The sequence below is a fragment of the Nocardia sp. NPDC049707 genome, assembly GCF_040674855.1.
Taxonomy (GTDB): Bacteria; Actinomycetota; Actinomycetes; order Mycobacteriales; family Mycobacteriaceae; genus Nocardia.
On the sequence record NZ_JBFANN010000025.1, the window covers coordinates 17,214 to 44,176 of the forward strand.

Consider the following 26,963-nt stretch of genomic DNA (forward strand, 5'->3'; position numbering starts at 1 on the left):
CATCACGGTCACGGCGCTCGGTCCGGCTCAGGAGACGTGGATGCCGGTGAAGGACAACAGGGTTTCGGCGGTTCGGGTGGGATCCTCGACCTGGGGTGAGTGGCCGATGCCCGGCATGGTTACCACCGTCGCGCCGGGAACGGTGCGGTATGCGGCGGTGGAGGTGGAGTAGCGCCACCGGCGGTCTTGTTCACCGAAGATCACCAGCAGGGGTTTGCCGAGGGCGGTCAGCCGGTCCGGGAGGGCGCGCTGGTTCAGATAGTCGATGGCGCCCGCCGTGGTCGCGGTGAAGGCGTGGTAGGTCATGCCGCGCACATCGTCGACGAACTGTTGCGGGATCGGGAACTCGTCGGTGGCGAAGGCGCTGCTCGCGGCCTGGCGGAGGAGGTCGTCGGTGCGTAGCCGCCACAGCGCTTCCCCGACGACCGGAGTCGTGAGCAGCCGGCTGACGGGACTGTCGGAGGTGTCGTCGGCGAGGCTGGGGCCGGTGCCGATGAACGCCAGCGCGGTCACCAGGTCGGGTCGTTGTTCGGCGAGGGAGGTGGCGACCGAGCCTCCGGTGGAGTGGCCGACCACGATGGCGTGCTGGATACCGAGCTGTTCCAGTACTGCGGCGACCCGGTTGCCCTGCTGCGGGATCGAGTAGCCGTTGCCGACGGGTTTGGCCGAGCTGCCGTGCCCGAGCAGGTCGAGGCGGATGACATGGTAGGAGTCGGTCAGCAGCGGTACCAGCCAGTCCCACCAGTGGGTGGACGCGGCGAGCCCGTGGATCAGGACCAAGGCTGGGGCGTCGTCGGGACCGTCCTGGCTGACATGGATGTTTTGACCGTCGACGGTCAGTGTGGATTCGCCGGTGGCCGCGGCGCTCTGGTGTGCGGTCACCGCCGAGTTTCCCAGCAACAGCACGACAATCGCGCCGACGATGGCCGCAGCGACGGAGCGGTGCCTGCGGCGTTTTCCTGCGCGCCGGTGGTCCAGCCGGGTTCCGTCCGAATCGCTGTCGAGTTCAGGTGAGATCATCCGCTGACTGTCGCAGCTGGTGGGGACCGGTGGCTTGAATAAATGTTCCCGGGCCGCCAGCATGTGAGGGTGCGCTCCGGGCCGGAACCTGTGTGGGATGTCGTTTGTCCGTCACGGCCCACCCGGATACCTGGTGTCGTCATGGCCGGATTCCGCGATCATGGGGTGAATCCTGTTGACCAGCGCGCACTTCCGCATCCTGCTGTGACACTGCTGCTGGAATTCGGCGCGCGTTCGCCCGTCGTAGACGACGGCACCGGACGGTGGCGGGGCAGCCTCGCCGTCGGTCTCGGAACCGGTACGCGGCACGTGCGGGGCGAGCAGATCGAATGCGTGCAAGTGCGGTTGTCACCGTTGATCGCGGGTGCCGTGCTCGGCGCCTCCCTCGCCGAATTGACCGATGCCGTTGTACTTCTGGACGACCTGTGGGGCCGGGAGGCGGCACTGATCCGCGAGCGGTTGGCCGAAACTCCCTCGTGGACGGAGCGTTTCGCGCTCATCGAGGTGCTGCTGGCTTGCCGCTGCACGACCGGACCGGCGGCCGAGCCGGAAGTGGTCTGGGCCTGGCGGCGGATCCGGGCCGGGCACGGTCTGGTCCGGATCGATGCCTTGGCCGACGAGGTCGGTTGGAGCCGCAAACGCTTGTGGTCCAGGTTCCAAGCACAACTGGGTCTGCCGCCCAAGCGAGCGGCGACACTGATCCGCTTCGACCGTGCCGTCCATCGCCTCGCCGCCGGTATCGACCCCGCCCGGGTCGCGGCCGACAGCGGCTACGCCGACCAATCCCACCTGCACCGCGATATCGTCGCGTTCACCGGCATCACGCCGACGGCCGTGGCCGGCGAATCCTGGCTCGCCACCGACGACATCGCATGGCCGCCACGAGCTGCCGTGCCGCAAGCCCTGCCTCCGACGAATTGACGAGGCCGATAACCGGCGATCTCGAAAGAGGTTGGCAGGAAGCACTTCCGGCCGCCGGACGATGCGCAGCAGCCGAGCAGGCAGTCGATTGCCGAGGCGAGAGCGGCGTTCGCCGAGTTCGAGAAACGTGCGATATCAGGTGTTCAAGGCGCGGGTGAGAATCTCCTCGACGATGTCGCTCTTGGCATCGGCGTAATTCTGGACGTATTTCCTGAGAGTGGACCCAGCTCGCGGTCGGCGAATATTCGCTGGCCGTAACCCGCCTGTACGCGGGATCATTGCTTACCTGGGTCGTTCGTTCAATTCGAGACGGGGGAGTATGAGTTCACGCGCGACAGCGGTCAAGCTGGTGCTGCGTTTCTATGGCCGGGAAATGGCCTCTCGCAAGGTCATAACGATTCCGGCGCTGCTGGCGCCGGCACTTGGCAATATCTGCAACCTATACATCGCACCGCTGATCGTCGCTATGATGGTCGGCCGGGTCGCGGTAACCGGGGATACGAGTTTCGGGGCTCTTGCTTCGTATGTCTTCGCCTTCGGTGGCACCCTGCTGCTCGCGGAACTGCTGTGGCGCATCGGGATTCACTGCTTGAACCGCGTCGACGCCTACGGTATCGAGCACCTGTATGTGCGTGCCATGGACGAGCTGCTCGCCAAGGACGTGGCGTTCTTCCACAACAACTTCGCCGGTTCGCTGACGAAGCGCTCGCTCAGCTTCGCGGCTCGGTTCGAACAGTTCGTGGACACCCTCGCCTTCGAGATTCTGGCGGCACTGGTGCCGCTGGTGTTCGCCTCGGTTGTGTTGTGGCGCTACAACCCCATGTTGGTCGTGGTGCTGATGGGGATGATCGTGGTGACCGCGCTGGTCATCATGCCCTTGATCCAGCGCCGCCAGAAGCTGGTGGACGATCGGGAGGCCGCCATTGCGCAGGTTTCCGGGCATCTGGCCGACAGCCTGGCCAATATGCAGGTGGTGCGTGCCTTCGCTGCCGAACCGCAGGAGGCGGCCGAGCATCAGCGCCGGGTCGCCTCGTCGCGGCGAAAGTCGTTGCGCTCCTGGGATTACGCGAACCTGCGGATAGATACACTGGTGGCGCCGCTGGTGGTGCTCACCAACGTGATCGGCCTGCTGGTCGCGTTGGGTCTGAGCGGCGGGAATGCGGGGGTGGAGGCCATTGTGGTGGCATTCACCTACTACTTCAACGCCACCGGGATCATGTTCCGGTTCAACCAGATCTACCGGCGGTTGGAGACCGTGCTCACCGAGGCGGCGCAGTTTACCGAACTGCTGCTGGACGAGCCGAAAGTGCTCGATACCGAACATCCGGAACCACTGCATCCCAAGGGCTTCGACGTGCGGTTCGAGAGAGTGAACTTCACGTATGGGGGTGCGCGGCAGCTGTTCCACGAATTGGATCTGCACGTGCCAAGCGGCACGAAAGTAGGCCTGGTCGGACGATCCGGTGGTGGCAAGACCACCATCACCCAACTACTTCTGCGGTTGATGGATATCCAATCCGGAACCATACGCATCGGCGGGCAGGACATCGCCCGGCTGCGGCAGGCGGATCTGCGCAGTCTGATCGCCTACGTGCCACAGGATCCGGCCATGTTTCACCGGACCCTGAGCGAGAACATCCGGTTCGCACGCCCGGACGCCACGGACGAGGAGATCCTGCGGGCCGCCAAGGCCGCGCACGTCACCGAGTTCGCGGACGCGCTGCCGCTGGGTATGGAAACGCTCATCGGCGAGCGTGGCGTGAAACTGTCCGGCGGCCAGCGTCAGCGGGTCGCGCTGGCTCGGGCCATCCTACGGGACGCGCCCATCCTGCTCCTGGACGAGGCCACCAGCGCCCTCGACTCGGAAAGCGAATTGCTTGTGCAGCAAGCGCTCTGGGACTTGATGCAAGGGCGTACAGCGCTGGTTGTGGCGCACCGGCTGAGCACGGTGGCCGGAATGGACCGGCTGGTGGTGCTCGACCACGGGCGAATCGTCGAGGAGGGGACACACGAGGAGTTGCTTTCCGCGGAAGGAACATACGCGCAGCTGTGGCGGTATCAGTCGGGTGGATTCCTCGGCGAGGACGTGGTCGCCCATTGATCGGACCGTTCGGACCGACGCCGTCCCGATCTCCGAGAACCGGCCGACACAGTCACGCGAACCAACAAACGCCCCTTACATTCCCTCGTCGAACAGGTACCGGTTGTCCAACGCGGACCGGTCGCCGACAAAGTAGTTCAGGACGAGGTCATCGGCGACCTGGACCAGCACATCGCGACCCTCGACCGCGGATGCCCAGTCCATCGGCAGCCCGGCCACTCCATGGGTGGCGCCGATCAGGTTGCCGGCGACCGCGCCGGTGGAATCAGAATCACCGGAATGGTTCACCGACAACAGCAGCGCTGCGCGCACATCGCCGGACCGGACCGCGTGCAGAGCGCAGTACACCGCGATCGCCAGGCACTCTTCTGCGATCCACCCCGCGCCGACCTGCTCGACCTTTTCAGCGGTCGCCACGCCCTCGGACAGTTCGACAGCTCGGGTCAGTGCGGCCATGGTTTCCGCACCCGCGGGGAACGCCGCGAGCTGAGTAATGGTCTGCTGCACAGCAATCGGCAGTTCGACACCGCTCACAACACGATCGATCAGTGCCGCGAACGCACCAGCGGCGAGATATCCCGTGGGATGCCCATGGGTCAACTGCGCGCTCCGAGCAGCGGTGGTGAATGCGAGATCACTGCCCGCACCGGCCAGTCCGAACGGTGCCGACCGCATCACCGTGCCGCAACCTTTCGAGCCCGGATTGACCGGACCGGGTTCGTCGAGCATGCCTGGGGCAAGGCGCCCCCGTGCCTGCTGCTTCAGCCCGGACATACAGGCATTCCCCGGCGCCCGCGCCGCATACAGAAACGGCTGACTCGCCAGCCAGCCATCACTGTCCGGTGCGGGAGCATCCTGTTTCTGGGTCCGCAACCAGCGCAGGTACGCCTTCCGCAGCGCCGGCACCGGGTCAACACCCGGAACGGACCGCAACAGCCCCTCCGCAGTGAACAACGTCATCTGGGTGTCATCGGTAATCTGCTGCGGCGCACCCGCGTCATGCTGCGGCAGAAAATCCCGCACCCCCTCGGCTCCGTACCGCCGGCGAATCTGTGCCAGCTGCAAGAATTCGATCGGCCACCCGAGCGCGTCACCAATCGCCCCACCCAGCAGCGAGCCCCGGACCCGGTCGAAGACCAGCGTGTAATCACCCATGGGACAACATCATTGCCCATCCGGTCGGCACAAACTCCACCCAGCCACACCCGAACTCCGGGACAGCCCCCAGCCGTGCGATGGCATGGCCATCAGCATTTCCTGCCACTGGTCCGCGGTGGTGGTATCTATCAGGTGCATTGGATCAGCTGATGGTGCGCTCCTCGCTCAATGGGTTGCCGACCGCATCGACTTCCTCATAGTCGATGCTGAATTCGAGTTTCGCGTTTCGGCACTGTTCGGCAAGCTGATGTAGTCGGGAAATGGCGGCATCGACGGCGCCATCGATATGGCCTTCGAGGAGGAAGTAGTTGGGCCGATTCGGCGGCGATGCCTCGTAGCAGAGCAGTTCGAAGTCGTCTGTTTCGTAATGCGTTTCCCATCCTCGGCGAGGTTGCATGCCGAGATCATCGGTCGACAGCCACAACCTCAATATCTGCTCGACAATTTCCGGATTACCGGTTTCGATACTTCCGTGGAACAACGTACTCGGCACGAATAACCTCGCTGGACCTGTTTCTCGGTTTGGAACTGTTCGGGCACTATTAAATTAGATCCTCCTGAGGGTCGGCGGTCACGAACGACAGCGAATTCGACCCCTGGGTGAGATTGGTCGGCGCGCTATCGGAGTAGGTCCATTGCTGTGGATCCCGCCATACGGGTCGCAGCGGACGGCGACATTATGCGACCTATCGGAACGCGGAAATGTTCTGGGAAACCCAGTCGTGGAACGTTTGAGCTGGGGAACGGGTTACCTGAGCGACTGTGTCACGGATCGTCAGCAGTTCGTCGTTGGTGTCACCGCCCATGACATCGAGAAGCGCGTCTGCTGTTTGCGATCCCATCGCCGGAATCATCCGTTCGCGCGCTTGCGCGCGGTTGATCTCGGTGACCGAGAGTGGATGTCCGAGGACCGACGCGATGGTTTCGATCTGCTGGCGAGGAGTGATCAGCTCAGGTCCGGTCAGGGCGTATTCGCGTCTGCGGTGCCCGGGTTCGGTCAACGCTGTGTGAGCTACACGCGCGATGTCACCGGGATGAACGGTGGGCAGACCGACGTCGGCGAAGGGGACCTCCACACCACCGCGTTCCCGGATCGAGTCCGCCCACCACAAGGCGTTGGACGCGAACTGGGTGGGGCGCAAGATGGTCCAGTCCATGCCGCTGGTCTCGAGCAGTTGTTCCACGGCGGCGTTCTCCTGCGCTGGTCCCAGATGGGGATGCGTTTGCACGGTGATGGACGACACCAGCACGACATGGTCGACGCCCGCACGCTGGGCCGACGACAGGATGCCGGCATCGTCCCCGATGCGTGATATCAGGAACAACGCGGTCGCACCCTCGACCGCGGGCCGCAGCGAGTCCGCATGCTGAAGGTCGGCCTGGAACGGCTCGACCCCTTCGGGTAGCGCGCCGGAGGTTGCTTTGCGGGTCGTCGCTCGCACGCGGACCTCATCATGCTCAGCCAGTTGTGTCAACAGTGCTCTGCCGATGTTGCCGGTCGCGCCGGTCACCAGAATCGTCTTCGCCGACGTTTGCGTGTTGATCATGGACGCAAAACTAGAACGTCAACATGAGTTCAGGTCAAACGATCTGTCATGGCTGCGACACTGCCTCGGGCTCGTTGAGGGGACGCTGAGCCGCCTCGCCGCGGTGCCAGGTGAGCGTGACCGCGCGATACGGCACGAGGCAGATGGACAGCCAGCAGGCGCCGAAGACCCATCCGGCTGCGATGTCGGTGGGCCAGTGCACGCCAAGGTACAGCCGCGACAGGCCGACCGCGACGACAACGCCGCCCACGGCGCCGATCGCCGTGATGCGGGCGGGCCGCCGGTGCAGGTGGGGCAGGACTACGACGAGCAGGACACCGAGCACGACGGCCGAGCCCAGGCTGTGACCGGACGGATAAGACTGATTGGTTTCCACCACGAGGTGATCGACCACCGGGGGACGGGCCCGCCCGACCAGCTGCTTACCGACGACGACCAGTACGGCCGCACCGGCCGAGGCTCCCCCGACCAGCAGCAGATTCCGCCACTGCCGCCGCCACGCCAGCACCGCGCAGGCCAGCACGGCGAGTACCGCCATCGTGGTGGTGTCACCGAGGTCGCTGACCGTTACCGCCACCGCGGTGAGGGTGCCGTTGCGGTGAGCGATGATCCAGTCCAGCCAGGCGGCGTCCACACGAATCGGGCCGCCCTCGTGAACAACGACGATCGTCAGGCCGACCGCCGCCACCGCCAGTACGACGGCCGTGACGAGCAGTGCCAGCTGAGGTCGCCGATAAGACAGGGCCATCGACCATCGAGGGGCGGTGGGGGACTCGGTCGGCATGCCACGACAGTGGCACGCGCCCGCTGAGAGGACGTTGAGAACGCGGCACCGCCCCCGCCTCGGCGCGGACCGTGCGGCATGCTGAGACAGGTGCGGGTGCTGGTGATCGAGGACGAGCCGCTGCTGGCGCAGACGCTGCGGCGCGGGCTCGAGCTGGAGGGGTTCGTGGTGCAGGTCGCCGATACCGGCACCGACGGCCTGTGGTGGGCGATCGAGGACTCCTTCGACGCGATCGTCCTGGACATCATGTTGCCCGGCCTCAGTGGCTATGAGGTATTGCGGCGGCTGCGCGCCGAGGATGTCACGACTCCGGTATTGATGCTTACCGCGAAGGACGGCGACTACGACCAGGTCGACGCGCTCGATCTGGGTGCCGACGACTATCTGACCAAACCGTTCTCCTTTCCCGTGCTCTTCGCCCGGCTGCGGGCGCTGCTGCGCCGTCGTGCACCGCAGCAGCCTGCGATTCTGTCGGCCGGGGATCTGCGGCTCGACCCCGCGCGCCGCGCGGTGTACCGCGGCGACACCCCGGTGGCGCTCACTCCGCGTGAGTTCGGGTTGCTGGAATGCCTGTTGCGGCATAAGGGAACGGTGCTCACCAAGACCGACATTCTGCGCAACGTGTGGGACGCCCACTACGACGGGCCGGAGAACGTCGTCGAGGTCTACGTCGGCTATCTGCGCCGCAAGATCGACGCGCCGTTCGACCGCGGCAGCATCGAGACCTTACGCGGAGTCGGGTACCGGCTGATCGACCCCGGCGCGGGGGAGGGCGACGACGAAACGGGCTCCACCCCAGCCTGATTCGGTGACAGTCACCGTGCCGCCGTGGGCGGCGACGATTCCGGCGACGATGGCCAACCCGAGCCCCGCTCCGCCGGTTCGCCGGGCCCGGTCGGCGTCGAGGCGCACGAAGCGGCCGAACACCCGGTCCCGGTCGGCGGCCGGGATCCCAGGGCCGTCGTCGTCGACAATGACGACGGCGCTCCCGTCGCACTCCTGCGTGCGGATAGCGACCCGCGACCGCGCGTGCGCGGCGGCGTTGTCGACGATGTTGCGCAGCGCCCGCAGCAACCGCGCCCGGTCGCCGACCACGCGCACCGCGTGGATCGCGGTGCTGACGGTGACCGTGCCCCGTGACCGCAGCGTCGCAGCGAGTTCGGCGGCGAGATCGTCGAGATCGACATCGCCGGTGCGCAATTCGAGCCTGTGCTCGTCAGCCGCGGCGAGTGTCAGCAAGTCCTCGATCAGGTGCAGCATCCGCCGGGCCTCCGGCAGCAGCGTTGCGGTGATGAGTTCTCGGTCGAGTACCTCGGGCCGGTCGCGGGCCAGTTCCAGAGCCGCGGTCACCGTGGCCAACGGGCTGCGCAGCTCATGCGATGCGTCACCGACGAACTGCTTCTGCGCCAGGTGCCCCGCCTCGACCCGGGCCAGCATGGCGTTCATGGTCTCGGCCAGCTGCGCGATCTCGTCGCGCGCTATCGGCACCGGCACTCGCTGTGACAGATCCGTCGACTCGATACCGGCCACCCTGGCCCGTATCTCATCCACCGACCGTAGCGACCGGCCCACCAGCAAATACGTCGCGGCCGCGGCCGCGACCACCACCACCGGTCCGCCCACCGCCAGCAACACCGCTACCGCTTTGAGGGTGCGTTCCACCGATTCGGTATCGGCCGCGACCAACACTGTGACGGTTCCGGTGGCCGTCGGCACGGTGCCCGAGGCCACCCGCAGATCCTCGTCATAGCCGCGCGCGGGGCGCAACCCGGTCGCACGGGCATCCGCGACGGGCAGCTCGGTCAACGGTCTCGCCAGCTTCTCCGACGAGGCCCGCGCCACCCGCCCCTCCGGATCGATCACCTGCACCCCGGCCACCCGGCCGTCGGTGTCGAACAATGGCTCCGGCAGCTCGGCCTCCGGCATCCGCATCAACTCCGCGGACACCTCACCGACCCGAATCGCCGCGGCGGTATCGAGATCTCCTACCAGCGAGCGATGCAACAACCACGCCATCGCCCCGGCCGCAGCTGCCAGCACCAGGCCCACCATCACGGCCGCCGCGATCGCCGACCGGATGCGCAGCCCCCACCTCGACGGCATCACCCACCTCGCCAACCGATCCACACCCCCCATCATCGGCCATCCCGGGCCCAGATCTCCCGGCACGCCACCGGCCCGGACGATCCCACTCGGTCTCAGCGTGCTCTCAGCGGCGACGGGGCACACTGCCGAACCGACCACCCGGCGCCACCACCAAGAAAAGGATGCCGCCAATGAATTCGGCCACGACCCGCACCGGCTACAAGCTTCCGCAGATCACCGCCCTGTTCTGGATTCTGAAGATCGCGGCCACCACCCTCGGTGAAACCGGCGGCGACCTGCTCGCCCAAACCCTGCACCTCGGCTACGCTGCCGCCTCGGCACTGTTTCTGGCGATCTTCGTGGTGAGCCTGCTCACCCAGCTGCGGGCCCGCCGCTTCCACCCTGCCCTGTACTGGACGGTCATCGCCGCCACCAGCACCGCGGGCACCACGATCTCCGATTTCATCAACCGCGGGCCCGGCTCGGACACCTCCACCGACGCCGGACTCGGCTACGGCACCGGCGCCGCCCTGCTCATCAGCGGGCTGGCCATCGTGTTCCTGATCTGGAAATTCACCGGCCAAACCTACGACGTCACCGGTATCACCACCGTGCGCGCCGAGGTGCTGTACTGGGCGGCGATCCTGCTGTCCAACACGCTGGGCACCTCACTGGGCGACTACCTGTCCGACACCTCTGGTCTCGGCTACTGGGGCAGCGCGGCGCTCATCGGCGCGATAATGGCGGTCATCCTCGCTGCGCACTACCTCACCCCGATCTCCGGGGTACTACTGTTCTGGCTGGCATTCATCCTCACTCGCCCGCTCGGCGCCACCGTCGGCGACTTACTGTCCAAGCCGCACGCCAAGGGCGGTCTCGGCTTCGGCACCTGGGGCACCTCAGCAGTCCTGCTCGCCGTCCTCGTCATCGGAATCACCTACAGCCACAACCGAACCAGCACAGCCGACACCGAACCCAGTCCGGTCCTCGACAATGCCTGAAGCAACGCTCAACACTTCTGCACGAACTGCCTGATGTTCTCCGCGACAGTGGGGTTTCGGAACAGCGCACGTTGCGCGTGTGCTTCGGCTCGATCACCTCGTGCAAGTCGTCCATGGTCTTTCCGGTCAGCGCATCGAGTCGGTGGGGCTGGTCGATGGTGCCGATGGCAATGCCGCCGGCAATCTCGGTGGTGATCATCAGAGATCGGCTCCCCGACCTTCCGCCCGCCGTACCTCCCGGGCCCACCCGACCGGGTGTGGCGGTATCCGCCCGCCGCACCGCGATCCTCAACACCGCCACGGAACTGTTTGCCGACCAGGGGTTTTCGAACGTCGGCATGGAGGACATCGGCCGAGCGGTGGGCATGGCCGGCCCCAGCCTCTACAACCACTTCGCGGGCAAGACCGAGATCCTCGAGGCCGCATGCCTACGCAGCAACGAATGGTTGCAACGCGATCTGGACCGCGCCCTGGCCGAGGCCGACGACGAAACGGACGCACTACGGCGAATACCGGCCAGCTACGCCGATTTCGCACTCGAGCGCCCCGCCGATGTCCGCCTGCTACTCACCGAGAGCGTGGAACTGCCCGAGCCGCAAGGCCATCGAGTCCGAGTCCTCCAACACCAGTACATCGCGGAATGGGTCCAACTCCTGCGCCGAGTCCACCCCAGAGTTCGGAACAGCGTCAACCGGTCGGCGGTGCGCTCGAAATATCCACTACCGGTGTCGAATTCGACACGTTGGTGTAGGGACGCGATGGTGCATCGACATGCGTTGGACGATGCGCGACGTGCCGTGACACCATGAGCGATACTGCATGGCCTTTGCACCACGATCGACTCCGCCTATTCGGTTTTCTGGTTCAGATCGAACTGCGCACGCTCGTCGAGCGTCGGCCCACCCACCCGGTGTACTGCGAGTCGATCAGGTTCCACCGAGTTCGCGCGGGTAGCAAGTAGCGTTGGCTCGCGCCCGCGCCGGGCGAATCCTCGACTGCTGTGTCGATGCTGCCCGGAAAGGATCGGAGGCTGCGGTGCCTGCGTCACGAGACTGGAGCGACGAACTGGCCGGGTCCGCACGGTGGCTGCTCATGGCCTTCCCGATCACCGTCGTTGCCTTTCTGCTCGTCGCGGTGCTGTTGCTGCGGATCACCACATGGGGACAGAATTTCTGGACGGTCACCGGCGAGTTTTTCACCGGCAGGTCGGCAGTGCGCGCCTTCTCGCTGGTCGGGATGCTGTTGTTGAGTGCCGTGGCATCGGTCCGAGTGCAGGTGCTGGTGTCCTACCAGGGCAATGACATGTACTCGGCACTACAGAGTGCCGCCGCGGCGATCGGAAGCGGTGACGACACCGCGCTGGGCGCCGCCAAGAACGCGTTCTGGCATTCGATGGTCATCTTCGCCTTACTCGCCTCCGTCGAAGTGGTGCGTACCCAGTTGGATTTCTATCTCGGTCAGATCTTCGAAATCGGCTGGCGCCGTTGGCTTACCGACAATCTCACCGGAACGTGGATCGGCGATCGGGCCTACTATCGGGCCCGGTTTATCGACGAACCCATCGACAACCCGGATCAGCGCATCCAGCAGGATGTCGGCGACATGATCGCGAGTGCACGCTCGCTGTCGCTCGGGGCGGTCACCGCCGTGGTGTCGGTGGTGTCCTTCACCAGGATCCTGTGGGATCTTTCGGAGCCGCTGACGTTTGCCGGCGTCGAAATTCCACGGGCAATGGTGTTCCTGGTGTTCGCCTACGTACTGGCAGTCACCACCATTGCTTTCCGGCTCGGCCGTCCGCTGATCCGGCTGGGCTTCCGATATCAGGCGGTGATGGCCGACTTCCGCTATGCCCTGGTCCGATTGCGTGAGAATGCCGAGCGCATCGCCTTCTACCGCGGCGGGGCCGCCGAAAATGCGGGATTGCGTACGCTATTCGCCGAAGTGCTGCGCGTCTACTATCGCTTGGTCCTGTTCACGACGCGGTTCATCGGCTGGAACCAGGCGGCGACCGAGACGGCCACGGTGTTTCCCTGGCTCATCCAGGCGCCGCATTTCTTCGCCGGCACGCTCACGCTCGGCGATGTCACGCAGACCGGCGCCGCATTCGGGCGGATCCAGGATTCGCTGTCGTTCTTCCGCAATAGCTACAGCCAATTCGCGGGCTTCCGCGCGACCTTGATGCGTCTGCACGGTCTCGTCGATGCGAGCGCGCGAGCGCGCGAACTGCCCACCATCGGTGTGCGTGCGTTGGACGGTTCGGTGGAGTTGACCGCGGTCGAGGTGTCGAAGCCCGATGGGGTGATCCTGATCGAAGCGTTGAATCTGCGGCTGCGCAGCGGCGATGCGGTGGTCATCAAGGGGCTTTCCGGGAGCGGCAAGACGACGCTGTTGCGCGCCATCGCCGAGATGTGGCCCTACACCCGTGGTGTCGTCGGTCGCCCCGAGGCCAGCGGCACCTTGTTCATCTCGCAACTGCCGTACCTGCCGCTGGGCGATCTACGCGCGGCCGTCACCTATCCCGCGGCACCCGACAGCGCGTCGGATGCGGCATTGCGGGCGGTCCTCACCAAGGTGCAACTCGGCCATTTGGCAACCAGATTGGGCGAGCAGGCCGATTGGGCGAATATCCTGTCGCCCGGTGAACAGCAGCGATTGGCATTTGCGCGGATCATTCTGATCCGCCCCGAGGCGGCATTCCTGGACGAGGCCACATCATCGGTTGACGAAGGTCTGGAATTCGCCCTCTATACCCTCATCCGCACCGAACTCCCCGACCTCATCCTGATCAGCACCGCCCACCGCACAACGGTCGACCAGCACCACACCGCCCGGCTCGAACTCACCGGTGGTGGCGAATGGTCATTTGTGCCCGAATCAGCTCGGTGAACGGTGAGCTGTCAGATTCCGCGGACCTCTTGATTCAGTCCGGTGCGGATCGCCGCCACGGTGGCGGCGAGTCGGACCTGGTGCGAGCCCTGCCAGTAGATCCGCCCGCAGTCGCGGCACTGCCGAAACGCGTCGTAATGGCGGCGGGTGAGCGGTTGCAGCCGATCTTCGACCTCGGCTTTGGCGACCGCGACAACGGCGCCACCGCAGCGCAGGCAGCGGGTGAACGGCGCCAAGCGATCGCCGAGGTCGAGCCGTCGGATCACCTCGACGATCTGAGCGACCGGTTGGTCCGACCGGATGTACACACCGTGCGTCACGTTGCGCCGCTTCAGCAGTCCACGGTCGCGGGTGAGCAGGATGCGGTGCTCGGCCGTCGACAGCTCCGCGAGCGCGGCGTCGTCGGCATCCCATTGGCACTGCACGTCCAGACCCATCAACCGCATGAGCTTGGCGAGGCCGCCGAGATTGACATCGGCGATGAAGCGCGGCTCGCGCAGCGGGTGTGGGCGCACCCCGGTGACCCGGCCGATGTCCAGGGTTTCGAATACGGGATAGGCGGTGATCCGATCGCCGTGTCGTGGACGCTGGCCGAAGGTCACCGGTCGCCCGTTGACCAGCACCAGGTCGACCTCGGTGTGCGGGATGCCGGCCGCCTCGATGACGTCCTTCACCGTCTGATGCGGTCGGAACGGTCGACGCAGTACCGTGTGCCGCTTGTCGGGCCGTAGGAAACCGTTCAGCTCGGCGTAGACCCGCAGGTCGACGCTCATTCGACGAATACCGCCATCGATGCCGTGAATCCGTGCAACGCATTGCGGCCGGCGATGGGCCCGATCTCGCCCGCGGCGAAGATGCCCGCGAGCGGTATGCCGTCGAGCAGGTCCTCGATCGTCGCGGCGTCGTGATTGGCGATCCCGAACATCCGCCGACCTCGTCCGTTGCACGTGAACAGCAACGCGCCCGCCGGGCGTCCCGGCAGGTCCGCACCCACTTGGACGAGGGCCGCACGCAGATCTTCGTCCGCCCCGACCGCGTCGCGAACCTGGAACTGCACGGTCGTGCCGACCTCGACGACCTCGCCGATCTCGATCGCGCCGCTCGACGGGTCGGCGCCGAGGAGGCCGCGGATCAGGAAATCGCCCTGTCCGGGTACCGGCAGATGCTCGTCGACCACGATGCCGATCTGCAACCCGTGCGTCACCAGTTCCTGTTGGTCGGGTGGCAGCACCTCGACGATATCGCGCAACCGCTGGATCGGTGGTCGGCCGCCCAATTCGGTGATCACCGCGCCATGCGCGCCGGTGACGATATACGGATGGCCGATCGGTCGGCAGCCCTGCGACACGATGGGGACACCGTGCAGGCCGGGAAGTCGCACGCCGACCGCACCGGAGGTCACCACATCGTGATCGTGGAACAGCCTGCAGCCGCCCGGCCCCCGCGCGCCGCTCACCAGCCCGCCCATCACGGTAGTGCCGGGCAGATCGGCATTCAGGTGCTCGAGCAGAACGTCGGCAGGGAAGGAGAACGGGTCCGGCAGCAGCAGATGGAAGTCGCGTGCGGCCTTGTCGAAGCGATAGCCCGCGAGTAGTCCTCCGGTCGCCGTGCGGATGAAATCGAGCTGGAATGTCTCGGCGGCGGCGGGTAAACCGGATGCCAGCCATACCACCACCGCGGGCTCGTCCTCGATCTCACGGGCGCCCGCCACGATCGCCTGCGCCACACAACCCACGAGTGCGGGCACCCGGACCGTCTGGTGGACCCCGGCGAGTACGGCAGCGGCATCGTCGGTATGTGCTCGTGATGCCAGCAGCACAGCGAGCGACAGCGTCTCGCCCGCAATCTGATCGCGGGCGTGCGCTGCGGCTTCCGCACCTGCCTGCCACGCTCCTGGCGCGGTGGAGAGCCCTACTCCGATCCGCACATCTCCATCGTAGCGAATCGTATGTGGACATGGGTGTTGTTGCCGCGCAACATATTTCAGTGAAATAAAACCAAAACGCGCCGTCGGAGCGGTGCGATAGGCGTCGCGGGCGTGCTGAGGGTTTCGGTAATGCCGAGGTCGCCCTCCCTGTCGGGCCGCCGAAAGCGGGTCGGCAGACTGATTGGCAATGAAACTGCCTGAACTTCCCGATCTGCCGGTGCGCGGCGCGCTCGATCGCATTGTCGCGACATTGACCGAGCGTGGCACCGCTGTATTGGTCGCGCCTCCGGGAACCGGGAAGACGACATTGGTGCCGCTGGCGCTGGCGAGTGTCGGGCGGGTGGTTGTGGCCGAGCCTCGGCGGTTGGCGGCGCGAGCGGCGGCGGGTCGGATGGCGGCGTTGTTGGGTGAGTCGGTGGGGGAGACGGTCGGGTATTCGGTCCGGGGAGATCGGCGGGTGAGTGCCCGAACTCGGATCGAGGTTGTCACCTCCGGATTGCTGGTGCGGCGGTTGCAGGGCGATCCCGAGTTGGCGGGCGCGGATGTCGTTGTCCTCGACGAATGTCATGAGCGCCATCTCGACGCGGACTTGCTGTTGGCGTTGCTGCTGGACGCGCGGGCCGGATTGCGGCCGGAGCTGCGGGTGCTCGCTACATCGGCAACCGTTGCGGCCGAACATCTTTCGGTGCTCCTGGGTGGTGATCGGGCTGCGCCGGTGGTGCAAGTGCGGGGCCGGAGCTTTCCCGTGGAGACGTCATATGTTCCGCCGTTGCCGAGGGAACGGGTCGAAGCGCAGGTGGCCCGCGCCACGCGGGCGGCGCTCGCCGGGGCCGACGGAGATGTGCTGGTCTTCCTGCCTGGAGCAGCCGAAATCCGCCGGACCACGGATTTGCTGACCGATGTGGACGTGGATCTGGTTCCGCTACACGGCAGGCTTTCCGCTGCCGGACAGGATATTGCGTTGCGGCCCGGTTCGCGGCGGCGCGTGGTGTTGTCCACCGCGGTGGCCGAATCCAGTTTGACGGTCCCCGGCGTGCGGGCGGTGGTGGATTCGGGGCTGGCTCGGGTGCCGCGCATCGATCGGGGACGTGGGTTGTCCGGCCTTGCGACAGTTCGGGTTTCGGCTGCCGTAGCCGAGCAGCGGGCCGGGCGCGCCGGACGCGAGGCGCCGGGGACGGTATGGCGCTGCTGGCCGGAGTACGAGAACGGCACCCTGCCCGCCTATCCGGAGCCGGAGATCCGCACGGCGGATCTGACTCGGCTGGCGTTGGAGCTCGCGTGTTGGGGCACACCCGATGGCCACGGCCTCGCATGGTGGGACGCACCGCCGCAAGGTGGGTTGGCCGCTGGGCGAGATGTGTTGCGCGCGTTGGGAGCCGTGACCGGAACGGGGGAGGTGACCGAGCGTGGACGACACATGGCACGCGTCGGACTGCATCCCCGATTGGCGCGAGCGCTGCTCGACGGCGCCGCCGAGGTGGGTACCCGGGCGGCCGCGGAAGTGGTCGCGGTCCTCGACGATGACACCCTCATGCCGGGCGTCGATCTCGCGGCCGGTCTGCGCGTGTTGCGGCGTGAGCGGCCGGGGCGCTGGCGGCGGGAGGTCGAGCGTCTGTCCCGGTTGGTCGATCCGACGGATGGCGACGACGACCCGGCTTTCGTTGTCGCACTGGCACATCCGGAGCGGCTGGCGCGGCGGCGTAGTCCGGGCTCGACAAGCTATCTGATGGCCGGTGGCACCGCGGTGACGCTGCCGCCGGGATCCGGACTGGGTGCTGCGGAGTGGCTGGCGGTCGCGGTGGCGACACGCGATCCGGGGCGTTCCGAGGGCCGGATACGGTTGGCCGCGGTCGCCGACGAAAAGCTCGCCCGCCGTGCGGCATCGAATCTGCTGGAGATCGCGGACGAGGTGGATTGGTCCGACGGTGATGTGGTTGCTCGGCGAGTCGAACGATTGGGCGCGATTGTGTTGTCGGAGCGGCAGATTCGTGATCCCGATCGTCAATTGCTCAGCGCGGCAGTACGACGTGGGCTGAATTCGACCGGACTCGCTCTGCTGCACTGGGATTCCGATGCGGTCGCCCTGCGTCAGCGTCTCGACTTCCTGCACCGCACGCTCGGCGACCCCTGGCCGCCGGTCGATGACGAATCACTGCTGGCCGATGCCGACACCTGGCTCGGCCCCGAACTCGCCACGGCCCGCCGCCGCGGCGACCTCGAACGCATCGATGCGGGACAAGCGTTGCGCCGCCTGCTGCCGTGGCCCGATGCCGCGCGCATGGACGAACTCGCGCCGGAGCGCCTGTCGGTGCCCTCCGGTAGCCGCCTCCGTCTCGACTATTCGACCGATCCACCGGTGCTCGCGGTCAAGGTGCAGGAGGTCTTCGGTTGGACGCGGACACCGTCGCTGGCCGATGGGCGCATCCCGATCGTGCTGCACCTGCTCTCACCCGCCCAACGCCCCGTCGCGATCACCGCGGATCTGGCGTCGTTCTGGCGCACCGGGTGGCCGCAGGTCCGCAGCGACCTGCGTGGCCGCTATCCGAAGCACGCGTGGCCGGAGGATCCGGCCAGCGTGCCCGCGCACCGCGGGACCGCCCGTAACGTCGGCTAGGACCCGGGCGCCGTATGTGCTTCTGCCGCGATCCAGTGCGCGAGGACGGCGGCCTGGCTGTGGTCGATGTCGCGGGTGGCGGTCAATAAGGTCACCGGATGTTCGCGGGCAATCTCCCGCAGGTGCTCGGCGGCCTCGCGGTGCCGGGTATCGCGCAGTTCGGCCTGGTATCGGCGACGGAATTCGGCGAAGCGCTCGGGCTGGTGCCCGTACCACTTGCGCAGTTCGGTCGACGGTGCGATATCGCGCATCCATTCGTCCAGGTGCGCGTCCTCCTTGCGCATCCCACGCGGCCAGACTCGATCGACGAGTACGCGGGTGCCGTCCGACGGAATCGGCGCTTCATAGATTCTCCGGTAGGTGACGTGCTGGCTCATCATGCTCCCGTCCTGAGCTGCTCGTTGTCGCTGCACACTGCTCCGCACGTGGAGTTCTGGGAGGTCGCTCCATCCTGGGCCGGAGCAGTCCACCGACATCGTCCTGATCAGCACCACGCCGCCCGCCTCGAACTCACCGGCACGACGGTTGGTCATTCGTGCCGACTCACGATTGCGTGTTCGTGAGACGTGGCACTGGGGTGCGTTAGCCGACCTAGAACTTGTAGCCGATCTGGCGCAGCAGTTGTTTGCGGGCTGCTTTGTCGTCGGGGCCTTCGACGCCGAGCGGCGCACCCCCGTCGACAACTCCTATAATCCCGCGGCCCAATTCGGCCTCGGCGATCAATACCTCGACCGGATTAGCTGTGGCACAGAAGATTCCACAAACTTCGGGGACTTGTCGCACCGCATTCAGCACATTCATCGGATAGCCCTCACGCAGGAATACGATGAACGAATGTCCCGCGCCGACCGCCACGGCGTTCTTGGTGGCGAGCTCGGTCAGATCGTCGTCATTGCCGGAGGTCCGGACCAGCCGCGGCCCGGATGCCTCACAGAATGCCAACCCGAATCGCAGATGCGGACTGATCCCGACCAGTGCCTCGTGCAGGTCCTCGACCGTCTTGATGAAGTGGGCCTGTCCGATGATGACATTGAGATCGTCCGGCTTATCGATGGGTACCGAAGTCAGCTCCATCGAACAATCCTGCGCCGCCGCCGAGTCTGTGCGCCAGGGCGACACGCCCGATCCTTCGAGGCGCGCAGTACCCCTCGTACCACGAAAAGTGGGCCGTGTCGGAATTGTCGAGTACGTTGCGAGGCCATGAACACAATGAGTTCGCGGATGAGGGCGGCAGCACGCGGTCACCGACGACCGATGGCGCAAAGCGGACGCATTACGGTGTACATGCCCGTTGACCACGTCGTAAGCCATTGTCGCTGTTCGGGGTTCGGCGGTGTCGGCGCGGTTGCGGTGGGTGCTCGGTGTCGATGCCAAGTACGGTGTCGGGATGCCGTATTGACATCGAAACTCGGGGACGTTCGAAACGAGAATGTGTCGAAATATGTATTTTGAGCTATCCCGGCGCCGGCGCACAGCGGTCGGCGCTACCGCGCTGGCCGGACTCCTCTTGGTGGCCGGATGCGGTACGGACGCCGACGAACACGCCGTGGAGCCCGGCATCACCGCGGCCGCCGCGCACACCGACCAGCAGCAGCTATCGTTCACGGTGCCGGGCACGCTGGCCGCCGGTTTCCAGGAACTGCAGTCGAATGTGCACGGCAAGCTGGGCATGGCGATCATGCCGGTCGGCGGCGAGAAGATGGTGACCTTCGGCGATTGGACGACCGGACCCGCTTGGTCGACGATGAAGGTGCCGCTGGTCATCGCCGCACAGCGCAAGAGTTCGACCAGCTCGAGCTACGCGGTGACGGCGGCGATCACCCAGTCCGATAATGCCGCGGCCGATACGCTCTGGCAGTCGCTCGGCAGCGGACAGGAGGCCGCCAAGGCGGTCGAGGCCGTGCTGCGCGAGGGCGGCGATGCGAAGACCACGGTGCCCGCCACCAAAACGCGTCCGGATGCCTCCGCGTTCGGACAGGCGGATTGGGCGCTCACCGAACAGGTGCGGTTCGCCTCCCGGCTGCCATGCCTACCGCAGAGCTCGGACGTGATCGATCTGATGGAACAGATCACGTGGAGTCAGCGCTGGGGCATCGGCGAACTCGAGGGCGCGGGATTCAAGGGCGGTTGGGGGCCCGACACCTCCGGTGCCTATCTGGTCCGCCAATTCGGTCTGATCCAGGGACCGGGCGGTCAGATCGCGGTAGCCGTTGCCATCCAACCCGATTCGGGCAGCTTGTCCGACGGAACGAGCATCCTGAACCGGCTCGCTACGCTGATCTCCCAGCACCTCGACGAACTCTCCGGCGGCAGCTGTTCCTGATCCCGGTCGAGTCGGAGCCCGCTGGTTCGCGCGGCGGTCCCGTGGACGCGTACCTGACACCCGAGAAACCCGACTCAGCGGGTGAGATCGTGGGACCACGACCGTGGGCGGTTCGGCGAGGTGGAGCGGCGCTCGGCCGTTTCACCTCGTCCGCGATCGGTACAACTGTCACGAGTTGCGCCTTCGCCGAGGAGGTGTGCAACGCCTACGCCGACGGCGGTGACAGCACAATCGTGATGGCGCACAGTCCGGTCGATAATCGGGATTACCAGATGAATTGCGCTGCCGGTGACCAATTCGCGACCGGTAACGGCGGTGCGAACGCGATCGTCTATGTGTATTGAGTCGTAGCCGTTACCCCGTGTTCACGGGGGTGCGACCGCGTGATCGCGCGAAGCGGGGCAAGATATGCGCCATGCGCATCGGAGTCTTGACCGGAGGCGGCGACTGTCCAGGACTGAACGCGGTCATCCGTGCCGTCGTTCGCACCGCGAACGGACGCTACGGCGACGCGATCGTCGGCTTCCAGGACGGCTGGCGCGGTCTACTCGAAGACCGAAAGATCAACATTCAGAACGACGATCGCACCGACCGCCTGCTCACCAAGGGGGGCACGATGCTCGGCACCGCTCGCACCCATCCCGACAGACTGCGTACCGGACTCGATCAGATCAAGCGCACTCTCGACGACAACGGGATCGAGGCACTGATACCGATCGGCGGCGAAGGCACGCTCACCGCCGCGAGTTGGCTGTCCGACGAGGGCGTCCCGGTGGTCGGGGTCCCGAAGACCATCGATAACGACATCGACTGCACCGACGTCACTTTCGGCCACGACACCGCACTGTCCATCGCCTCGGAGGCCATCGACCGGCTGCATACCACCGCCGAATCGCATCAGCGCGTCATGCTGGTCGAGGTGATGGGCCGCCACGCGGGCTGGATCGCGGTGAACTCCGGCATGGCGGCGGGCGCGCACCTCACGCTGGTACCGGAGGTGCCTTTCGATGTGGCCGAGGTGTGCTCGATGATCAAGCGCCGCTTCCAGCGCGGCGATAAGCACTTCATCTGCGTGGTCGCCGAAGGGGCGCACCCGGCGCCCGATTCCGGATTCGCGCTGCTCGAGGGCGGTATCGACGAATTCGGCCACGAACGGTTCACCGGTGTCGCGCAGCAGCTCGGCGCCGAAATCGAGCGCCGCATCGGCAAAGAGGTCCGCACCACCGTGCTCGGACACGTCCAGCGCGGCGGCAGCCCGACCCCGTACGACCGGGTGCTGGCCACCCGCTTCGGTCTGCACGCCGCCGAGGCCGTGCATGCCGGACAATTCGGCCAAATGGTTGCTCTGCACGGCACTTCCATCGATCTGGTTCCGTTGTCCGAGGCCACCAAGCAGCTCAAGCGGGTGCCCGCCGAGCGCTACCGCGAAGCGGAGGCTTTTTTCGGCTGAATCCGGCGATTTGTTGCACAATCGAGACCTGCGGAATTGCTTGCCGCACAGCTACTCTGGTCGTCGTGGCTCAACTCCAGGTATCCGACCTGCCCACCGATGCTGTTGCCGTATTCCGCCGTCGCGCTCGCGTCGCGGGCATATCGATCGAAGCTCAGGTCCGTCAGGAACTGATAGCAATGGCGCACCGGCGAACTTCCGTGGACACGATCGTGGAATTCCTGGAATCCCAGGGCCGCGATCTGACCCCGGAGTTCGACTCCGGCGCCGTAACCCTCATCCAGGTCTACGATCTGCCGGCCGACGCCCTCGGCATGTTCGGCCGCCGCGCCCGCGCCGCCGAACTCCCGCTCGGCGCCTACGTCCGCCGCGAACTCCTGGCCATTGCTCGCCGCGGCGGCATGGCCGACGCAATGCTGGAATTCCAAGAGGCACAAGAGGACGACCCGACCCTCGAACTCGACATGGACGCGATCGCCGCAGCCGTCCGGTACGCCCGCGGGGCGTGAAGGTTGGCCCCGGCGGTGCGCTGGCCGGGAGGCGATCGGGGCGCGTCGGACTGTTCGGCCACAGCGAGGGCGGCTATCTCGCGCCGATGGTGGCATCGCGTTCCGACAGCGGCGTCGCCTTCGCGATCCTGATGGCCGGTCCCTCGGTACCCGGCTGGGAGGTGCTGATCGAACAGAACCGCGCACTGCTCAGCGGGGAGGGCGCACCGCAGTCCCACATCGATGACCAGCTCACCTACATCACCGACTGGACCAACCTGATCCGCCGCGGCGATCTGGCCGCCGCCAAGGACCTCGCCTACCGCCACAACGAATCCCTCCCGCCGAACCAGCGCGCTTCCGCGGAAGCCCTCGACGCATACAACACCACCTACATGGCGTCCTTCATCACCTACGACCCGGCCCCCGCGCTCTCCGCCCTGCGCATCCCGGTTCTCGCTTTCTTCGGCAGCAAGGACATGCAGGTCTTGGCCACCCAGAACGAACAACCGATGCGCGATCGCCTGGCCGCTGATCCGGACGCCACCGTCCATGTCTTCCCCGACCGCAACCACCTCATGCAACCGGCCAACTCCGGCCTCCCCAGCGAATACTCCGCCATCGAAACCACCATCGCCCCCGACGTCCTCACCTACACCACCACCTGGCTGACCCAACACACCCAACCCCGCTGACCTCCCGATCCGACCAGAGCGTTATCGCACATCCGGCGAGCACCTCACACGCTCCATCTTGTGCGGGGTACGCACCGGCTATGCGACAGCTCACCAGTTGAACCGAGCGGCGCGGCTGACCGCTTGGCAGGGGCGGCGGGCGGGTCAATAGACTGACCGCTATGAGTGCACCCACCGTCGACTTGATGGACTATGCGGATGTCATCGATCGGTTCGAGCCGGTGCTCGGTATGGAGGTTCACGTCGAACTGAACACCGCGACCAAGATGTTCTGCGGTTGTCCGACCGAGTTCGGTGCGGAGCCGAATACCCACGTGTGCCCGGTGTGCCTCGGTCTGCCGGGGTCGCTGCCGGTGGTGAATGAGCAGGCCGTGGAGTCGGCGATCCGGATCGGGCTGGCCCTGAATTGCGCTATCACCCCGTGGGGCCGGTTCGCGCGTAAGAACTACTTCTACCCGGACCAGCCGAAGAACTATCAGATCAGCCAGTACGACGAGCCGATCGCCATCAACGGCCACCTCGACGTGGTGCTCGACGATGGCAGCACCTTCCGCGTCGAGATCGAACGCGCGCATATGGAAGAGGACACCGGCAAGTCCACCCACATCGGTGGCTCCACCGGCCGCATCCACGGCGCGAGCCACTCGCTGCTGGACTACAACCGGGCCGGCGTGCCGCTCATCGAGATCGTCACCAAGCCGATCACCGGCGCGGGGGAGCGGGCGCCGGAGGTGGCGCGCGCCTACGTGACCGCGTTGCGTGAGGTGCTGAAGTCGCTCCAGGTCTCCGACGTAAAAATGGAGCAGGGCTCGCTGCGCTGCGATGCCAATGTTTCGCTGATGCCCATCGGCGCAACGGAATTCGGTACCCGCACCGAGACCAAGAACGTCAACTCGCTCAAGAGCGTCGAGGTCGCGGTCCGCTTCGAAATGCGCCGCCAGGCCGCCATTCTCGCCGACGGCGGTTCGATCGTGCAGGAGACCAGGCACTTTCACGAGGGCGACGGCACCACCTCGCCCGGTCGCCGCAAGGAAACCGCCGAGGACTACCGCTACTTCCCCGAGCCGGACCTGGAACCCGTTGCGCCCGCTGCGGATTGGGTGGAGCAGTTGCGCGGCACTATTCCGGAATACCCGTGGCTGCGCCGCGCTCGCATCCAGTCCGACTGGGGTCTGTCCGATGAGGTCATGCGCGACCTGGTGAACGCGGGCGCGCTGGATCTCATTATCGCGACCGTCGATGCGGGCGCCCCGGTCAACGAGGCCCGCTCGTGGTGGGTCGCCTACCTCACTGAAAAGGCCAAGGAGCGTGAGGTCCCGCTGGAGGAGTTGTCGATCACGCCCGCCCAGGTGGCGGAGGTGATCAAGCTCGTCGAGTCGAAGACGGTGAACAACAAGGTCGCCAAGCAGGTCGTCGACTTCGTGCTGGCGGGCGAGGGTGATCCGGCGAAGATCGTCGAGACCAAGGGCCTCGGCATGGTCAGCGATGAGACCGCGCTGCAGGCGGAGGTGCAGAAGGCGCTGGCGGCCAATCCCGATATCGCCGAGAAGATCCGCTCGGGCAAGGTCCAGGCCGCGGGCAAGATCGTCGGTGACGTCATGAAGGCGACGCGCGGCCAAGCCGATGCGGCCCGCGTGCGTGAGCTGGTGCTCGCGGCCTGCGCCTGAGTTTCGGCTCCCCCAACGAAACTGGACCGGTCCCTCGGGACCGGTCCAGCGCGCTTTCTAGTCCGGTCCGGTGCCCTGGGACTGCGGCGGGATCTTGATCACCCGATCGTCGAAGGGGCCGTGATTATCGTCATTGTTGACGGTGGTCGCCCAGACGGTGCCATCCGGACTGGCCGCCGCGCCGCCGAGCCTGCCGTATTTATCCTGCACCGTGAACGTCGGCGCCACAGTGATCGCATGGGTGTTCGCATCTGGATTCGCGAATGCCAGCGCCTTCGCCCCCGACATCGCGATCGCCACCACATCGGGTCCGGCCGCACAGCCGCCGACGCCGGGGCGATCCGGCCAGGTCCACGCGGTGGTGACGGTTCCGTCCCGGCTCAGGCGCTGCAGCCGATCCTCGGTCGGGGTGCGATCGGTGATCCAGACGCTGTCCTTACCGTCGTCGCACAGATCGCCCGCCGTGCCGAGGCCCGACACCACGACCTCCGCATTGGCACCCGGTGCCGGCGAATTGATCCGCAGCACCTTGCCCGCCAGCGACGACGGCGCACTGGCCAAACCGGGATTGCCCGCATCCCCGGTCAGCACCAGCAGTTCGGTCGGCGAGATGAATTCCAGCGCACCGTGATTGCCGACCGACCCCTTCGGAATTCCGGTCAGGATGGCCTTCGGCTGGCCGTGCTCCGCGATGCGCACCACCCGGTTATCGGATCCGGTGGTGATGTAGGCGTAGATGAGTCCGTCCTCGCGGTAGGTCGGCGAGAGGGCGATATCGGAGATGCCGCCGTCACCGGAGCCGTCCACATCCACCTGACCCATCAGTATCGGAGGTGACTGCGGATCGCTCGGATTCACCGGGACCGTCTTGTAGATTCGTCCGGTGCGTCGCTCGGCGACCAGTGCGTCCTCGCCGAGCGAGATGATGCCCCCGGTGGAATCCAGGCAGGTCGTGATCACATTCGGATCCGGATCGATGCATGGACCGGTCGGGCGCGGGCGCTGCGCGGGGTCCTGCTTCGGCGCTTTGGGTTCGGCGGGGCCGAAGGTCGGTTCGGGTGTGAACGGGCTGGAGGCGGAATCGTCGAAGCGAGCGCAGCCGACCAGCGCGACGGTGCTGAGCGCCAAGCTCAGGGCGATACGCCCCGCGACAACCAAACTCATGGTTCAGACGTTACGGAAACCGCGGTCGATATGCTGCTCCGGGTCGAGAAACGGACACGCCGTCGCTTCGAGACCGCGCACACGGTCACGCGGACGCATAGGGTATCGACCGTGACCGAAGAGCAGAAAGACACATCCGTGCCCAAAACCGTGCGTGCGGCATCGCCCACGGATGAGCAGTCGGCGGTGTCATCCACCGGTCGTGGCGTGACCAGTCCTTACGATTCCCCCACCGGCGCGCTGCCCAGATTGCCCTCCGATTTCCCGCCGCTCAGCCCCGATCTGGCCAAGGATGTGCCACGGACCGAGGAGGAACTCGGTCTCGATCCGGACATCCCCTCGGTCGGCGAGCAGGCCAGGGCGAACGATTCGTCGGCCTACGCCTTCGCCAGCATTCCGCCCGCCGCGAGCCCATCCGGTGGTGAGCCGAGCCGCCCGCTGCGCCGCCGCAATGGCGACAACCGCCGCGGCACCCTTGATCTCGGCCTGTTCGTACTGCGCCTCGTCGTCGGCGGCACCTTCATCTACCACGGTTTGCAGAAGCTCACCACCTGGTTCCACGGCCAGGGGCTTGACGGCACCCGTGACATGATGGCCGCGGGCGGCTGGGACCATGCGACCCTCTCGACCGTGCTGGTCATCGCCGGTGAAATCGGCGGCGGCGGCCTGCTGGTGCTCGGCTTGGCTACTCCGCTCGCCGCGGGTGCGGTGCTCGCGGTGATCATCGACGCGTGGCTGTGGAAGCAGGGCATGATCCCCGGCTTCCAGTACAAATCCTCGGTGCAGAGCGGCGTGGAACTGGAGTCGATCCTCGCGGGTACCGCCGTCGTCTTGCTGCTGACCGGCCCCGGCCGCCTGTCTTTCGACCGCAACCGCGGCTGGGCCACCCGACCCGCCTACGGCTCGTTCGTCGTCCTGATCCTTGCCATAGCCGCCGCAGTCGGCACCTGGTACTGGCTGCATGGCGGCAACCCGTTGACCGGCATCGGCCCCTTCAAGTAGACCTGCTTCCGAATCCGGCACATCTGCTGCTGTGTGTTGTCGCCGCGGCGCCACTGTGCACCTGCGGCAGACGCAAGTCCATGTCGCGTCCGGCAGTGGTCCCGCAGTCGTTCGGCCGCCATTCGGTTGG

Annotated in this window: 25 protein-coding genes; 14 read left to right on the forward strand and 11 right to left on the reverse strand. The window is 66.2% G+C overall.

Annotated features, from left to right (window positions below):
* Positions 1-27 precede the first annotated feature (27 nt).
* Positions 28-1,020, reverse strand: coding sequence for an alpha/beta hydrolase (locus AB0J29_RS21935; protein ID WP_364789066.1), 993 nt, complete (start codon positions 1,018-1,020; stop codon positions 28-30).
* 165 nt (positions 1,021-1,185) lie between these two features.
* Here AB0J29_RS21935 and AB0J29_RS21940 point away from each other — a divergent pair, with 165 nt between their 5' ends.
* Together AB0J29_RS21940 and AB0J29_RS21945 are read left to right on the forward strand one after the other, a co-directional pair.
* Positions 1,186-1,941 (forward strand): helix-turn-helix domain-containing protein, encoded by a 756-nt coding sequence (locus tag AB0J29_RS21940; RefSeq protein ID WP_364789069.1) that lies wholly within the window; start codon positions 1,186-1,188, stop codon positions 1,939-1,941.
* 319 nt (positions 1,942-2,260) lie between these two features.
* A complete protein-coding gene (locus AB0J29_RS21945) occupies positions 2,261-4,042 on the forward strand; it encodes an ABC transporter ATP-binding protein (protein ID WP_364789073.1) in 1,782 nt (593 codons plus the stop codon).
* Between the two features lie 75 nt (positions 4,043-4,117).
* Here the strand turns inward: AB0J29_RS21945 and AB0J29_RS21950 are convergent, their stop codons facing one another.
* The 4 genes from AB0J29_RS21950 to AB0J29_RS21965 all read right to left on the reverse strand — a co-directional run bounded on the left by AB0J29_RS21950 (position 4,118) and on the right by AB0J29_RS21965 (position 7,531).
* Positions 4,118-5,197 carry an ADP-ribosylglycohydrolase family protein gene (locus AB0J29_RS21950; protein ID WP_364789076.1) on the reverse strand — a complete coding sequence of 360 codons (1,080 nt, stop codon included), beginning with the start codon at positions 5,195-5,197 and terminating at the stop codon, positions 4,118-4,120.
* Positions 5,198-5,342: 145 nt separating this feature from the next.
* Positions 5,343-5,693 carry a hypothetical protein gene (locus AB0J29_RS21955; protein ID WP_364789079.1) on the reverse strand — a complete coding sequence of 117 codons (351 nt, stop codon included), beginning with the start codon at positions 5,691-5,693 and terminating at the stop codon, positions 5,343-5,345.
* A gap of 193 nt (positions 5,694-5,886) precedes the next feature.
* Entirely contained in the window at positions 5,887-6,747 is an 861-nt protein-coding gene (locus AB0J29_RS21960; protein ID WP_364789082.1) for an NAD(P)H-binding protein, read from the reverse strand.
* A 46-nt stretch (positions 6,748-6,793) separates the two neighbouring features.
* Complete coding sequence (locus AB0J29_RS21965; protein WP_364789085.1) at positions 6,794-7,531, reverse strand: phosphatase PAP2 family protein; 738 nt, start codon at positions 7,529-7,531, stop codon at positions 6,794-6,796.
* A gap of 90 nt (positions 7,532-7,621) precedes the next feature.
* On the opposite strand from AB0J29_RS21965, the gene AB0J29_RS21970 reads away from it, so the two are divergent.
* The gene (locus AB0J29_RS21970; protein WP_364789295.1) at positions 7,622-8,335 is read left to right on the forward strand and encodes a response regulator transcription factor; all 714 of its coding nucleotides are present in this window, start codon (positions 7,622-7,624) and stop codon (positions 8,333-8,335) included.
* Here the strand turns inward: AB0J29_RS21970 and AB0J29_RS21975 are convergent.
* Positions 8,258-9,634 carry a HAMP domain-containing sensor histidine kinase gene (locus AB0J29_RS21975; protein WP_364789088.1) on the reverse strand — a complete coding sequence of 459 codons (1,377 nt, stop codon included), beginning with the start codon at positions 9,632-9,634 and terminating at the stop codon, positions 8,258-8,260. The genes AB0J29_RS21970 and AB0J29_RS21975 overlap by 78 nt on opposite strands.
* A gap of 173 nt (positions 9,635-9,807) precedes the next feature.
* Here AB0J29_RS21975 and AB0J29_RS21980 point away from each other — a divergent pair, with 173 nt between their 5' ends.
* From AB0J29_RS21980 to AB0J29_RS21990, 3 genes are all read left to right on the forward strand, one after another.
* The gene (locus tag AB0J29_RS21980; RefSeq protein WP_364789091.1) at positions 9,808-10,617 is read left to right on the forward strand and encodes a hypothetical protein; all 810 of its coding nucleotides are present in this window, start codon (positions 9,808-9,810) and stop codon (positions 10,615-10,617) included.
* A 164-nt stretch (positions 10,618-10,781) separates the two neighbouring features.
* Positions 10,782-11,426 (forward strand): helix-turn-helix domain-containing protein, encoded by a 645-nt coding sequence (locus tag AB0J29_RS21985; protein WP_364789094.1) that lies wholly within the window; start codon positions 10,782-10,784, stop codon positions 11,424-11,426.
* A 226-nt stretch (positions 11,427-11,652) separates the two neighbouring features.
* Entirely contained in the window at positions 11,653-13,503 is a 1,851-nt protein-coding gene (locus AB0J29_RS21990; RefSeq protein WP_364789097.1) for an ABC transporter ATP-binding protein/permease, read from the forward strand.
* A gap of 11 nt (positions 13,504-13,514) precedes the next feature.
* Here AB0J29_RS21990 and AB0J29_RS21995 read toward each other — a convergent pair whose 3' ends face one another.
* Together AB0J29_RS21995 and AB0J29_RS22000 are read right to left on the reverse strand one after the other, a co-directional pair.
* A complete protein-coding gene (locus AB0J29_RS21995; protein ID WP_364789100.1) occupies positions 13,515-14,276 on the reverse strand; it encodes a Mut7-C RNAse domain-containing protein in 762 nt (253 codons plus the stop codon).
* Entirely contained in the window at positions 14,273-15,430 is a 1,158-nt protein-coding gene (locus AB0J29_RS22000; RefSeq protein ID WP_364789103.1) for an FIST N-terminal domain-containing protein, read from the reverse strand. Before AB0J29_RS22000 ends, AB0J29_RS21995 begins: the two co-directional genes overlap by 4 nt.
* A 187-nt stretch (positions 15,431-15,617) precedes the next feature.
* On the opposite strand from AB0J29_RS22000, the gene hrpB reads away from it, so the two are divergent.
* Positions 15,618-18,044: an ATP-dependent helicase HrpB gene (gene hrpB / locus AB0J29_RS22005; RefSeq protein ID WP_364789106.1), complete on the forward strand. Its 2,427-nt coding sequence runs from the start codon at positions 15,618-15,620 to the stop codon at positions 18,042-18,044.
* On the opposite strand, the gene AB0J29_RS22010 is transcribed toward hrpB, so the two are convergent.
* Both AB0J29_RS22010 and AB0J29_RS22015 read right to left on the reverse strand, forming a co-directional pair.
* Complete coding sequence (locus tag AB0J29_RS22010; protein WP_364789109.1) at positions 18,041-18,577, reverse strand: DUF488 domain-containing protein; 537 nt, start codon at positions 18,575-18,577, stop codon at positions 18,041-18,043. The genes hrpB and AB0J29_RS22010 overlap by 4 nt on opposite strands.
* A 58-nt stretch (positions 18,578-18,635) precedes the next feature.
* Complete coding sequence (locus AB0J29_RS22015) at positions 18,636-19,118, reverse strand: adenosine-specific kinase (protein WP_364789112.1); 483 nt, start codon at positions 19,116-19,118, stop codon at positions 18,636-18,638.
* Positions 19,119-19,485: 367 nt separating this feature from the next.
* Between AB0J29_RS22015 and AB0J29_RS22020 the strand changes: the two genes are divergently transcribed.
* The 6 genes from AB0J29_RS22020 (at position 19,486) to gatB (ending at position 24,667) form a co-directional block, all read left to right on the forward strand.
* Positions 19,486-20,367, forward strand: coding sequence for a hypothetical protein (locus AB0J29_RS22020; protein WP_364789115.1), 882 nt, complete (start codon positions 19,486-19,488; stop codon positions 20,365-20,367).
* Positions 20,368-20,408: 41 nt separating this feature from the next.
* Complete coding sequence (locus AB0J29_RS22025; protein ID WP_364789118.1) at positions 20,409-20,711, forward strand: hypothetical protein; 303 nt, start codon at positions 20,409-20,411, stop codon at positions 20,709-20,711.
* A 71-nt stretch (positions 20,712-20,782) separates the two neighbouring features.
* Positions 20,783-21,817 (forward strand): ATP-dependent 6-phosphofructokinase, encoded by a 1,035-nt coding sequence (locus AB0J29_RS22030; RefSeq protein WP_364789121.1) that lies wholly within the window; start codon positions 20,783-20,785, stop codon positions 21,815-21,817.
* Between the two features lie 65 nt (positions 21,818-21,882).
* A complete protein-coding gene (locus tag AB0J29_RS22035) occupies positions 21,883-22,326 on the forward strand; it encodes a hypothetical protein (RefSeq protein WP_364789124.1) in 444 nt (147 codons plus the stop codon).
* On the forward strand, positions 22,323-23,000 hold the full coding sequence (locus tag AB0J29_RS22040; protein WP_364789127.1) for an alpha/beta hydrolase: 678 nt from the start codon (positions 22,323-22,325) through the stop codon (positions 22,998-23,000). The genes AB0J29_RS22035 and AB0J29_RS22040 overlap by 4 nt, the downstream gene beginning before the upstream one ends.
* Before the next feature lie 161 nt (positions 23,001-23,161).
* The gene (gene gatB / locus AB0J29_RS22045) at positions 23,162-24,667 is read left to right on the forward strand and encodes an Asp-tRNA(Asn)/Glu-tRNA(Gln) amidotransferase subunit GatB (RefSeq protein ID WP_364789130.1); all 1,506 of its coding nucleotides are present in this window, start codon (positions 23,162-23,164) and stop codon (positions 24,665-24,667) included.
* A 57-nt stretch (positions 24,668-24,724) separates the two neighbouring features.
* On the opposite strand, the gene AB0J29_RS22050 is transcribed toward gatB, so the two are convergent.
* Positions 24,725-25,831: a PQQ-dependent sugar dehydrogenase gene (locus AB0J29_RS22050; RefSeq protein WP_364789133.1), complete on the reverse strand. Its 1,107-nt coding sequence runs from the start codon at positions 25,829-25,831 to the stop codon at positions 24,725-24,727.
* Positions 25,832-25,942: 111 nt separating this feature from the next.
* Here AB0J29_RS22050 and AB0J29_RS22055 point away from each other — a divergent pair, with 111 nt between their 5' ends.
* Positions 25,943-26,833 (forward strand): DoxX family protein, encoded by an 891-nt coding sequence (locus AB0J29_RS22055; protein ID WP_364789136.1) that lies wholly within the window; start codon positions 25,943-25,945, stop codon positions 26,831-26,833.
* Positions 26,834-26,963: the final 130 nt, after the last annotated feature.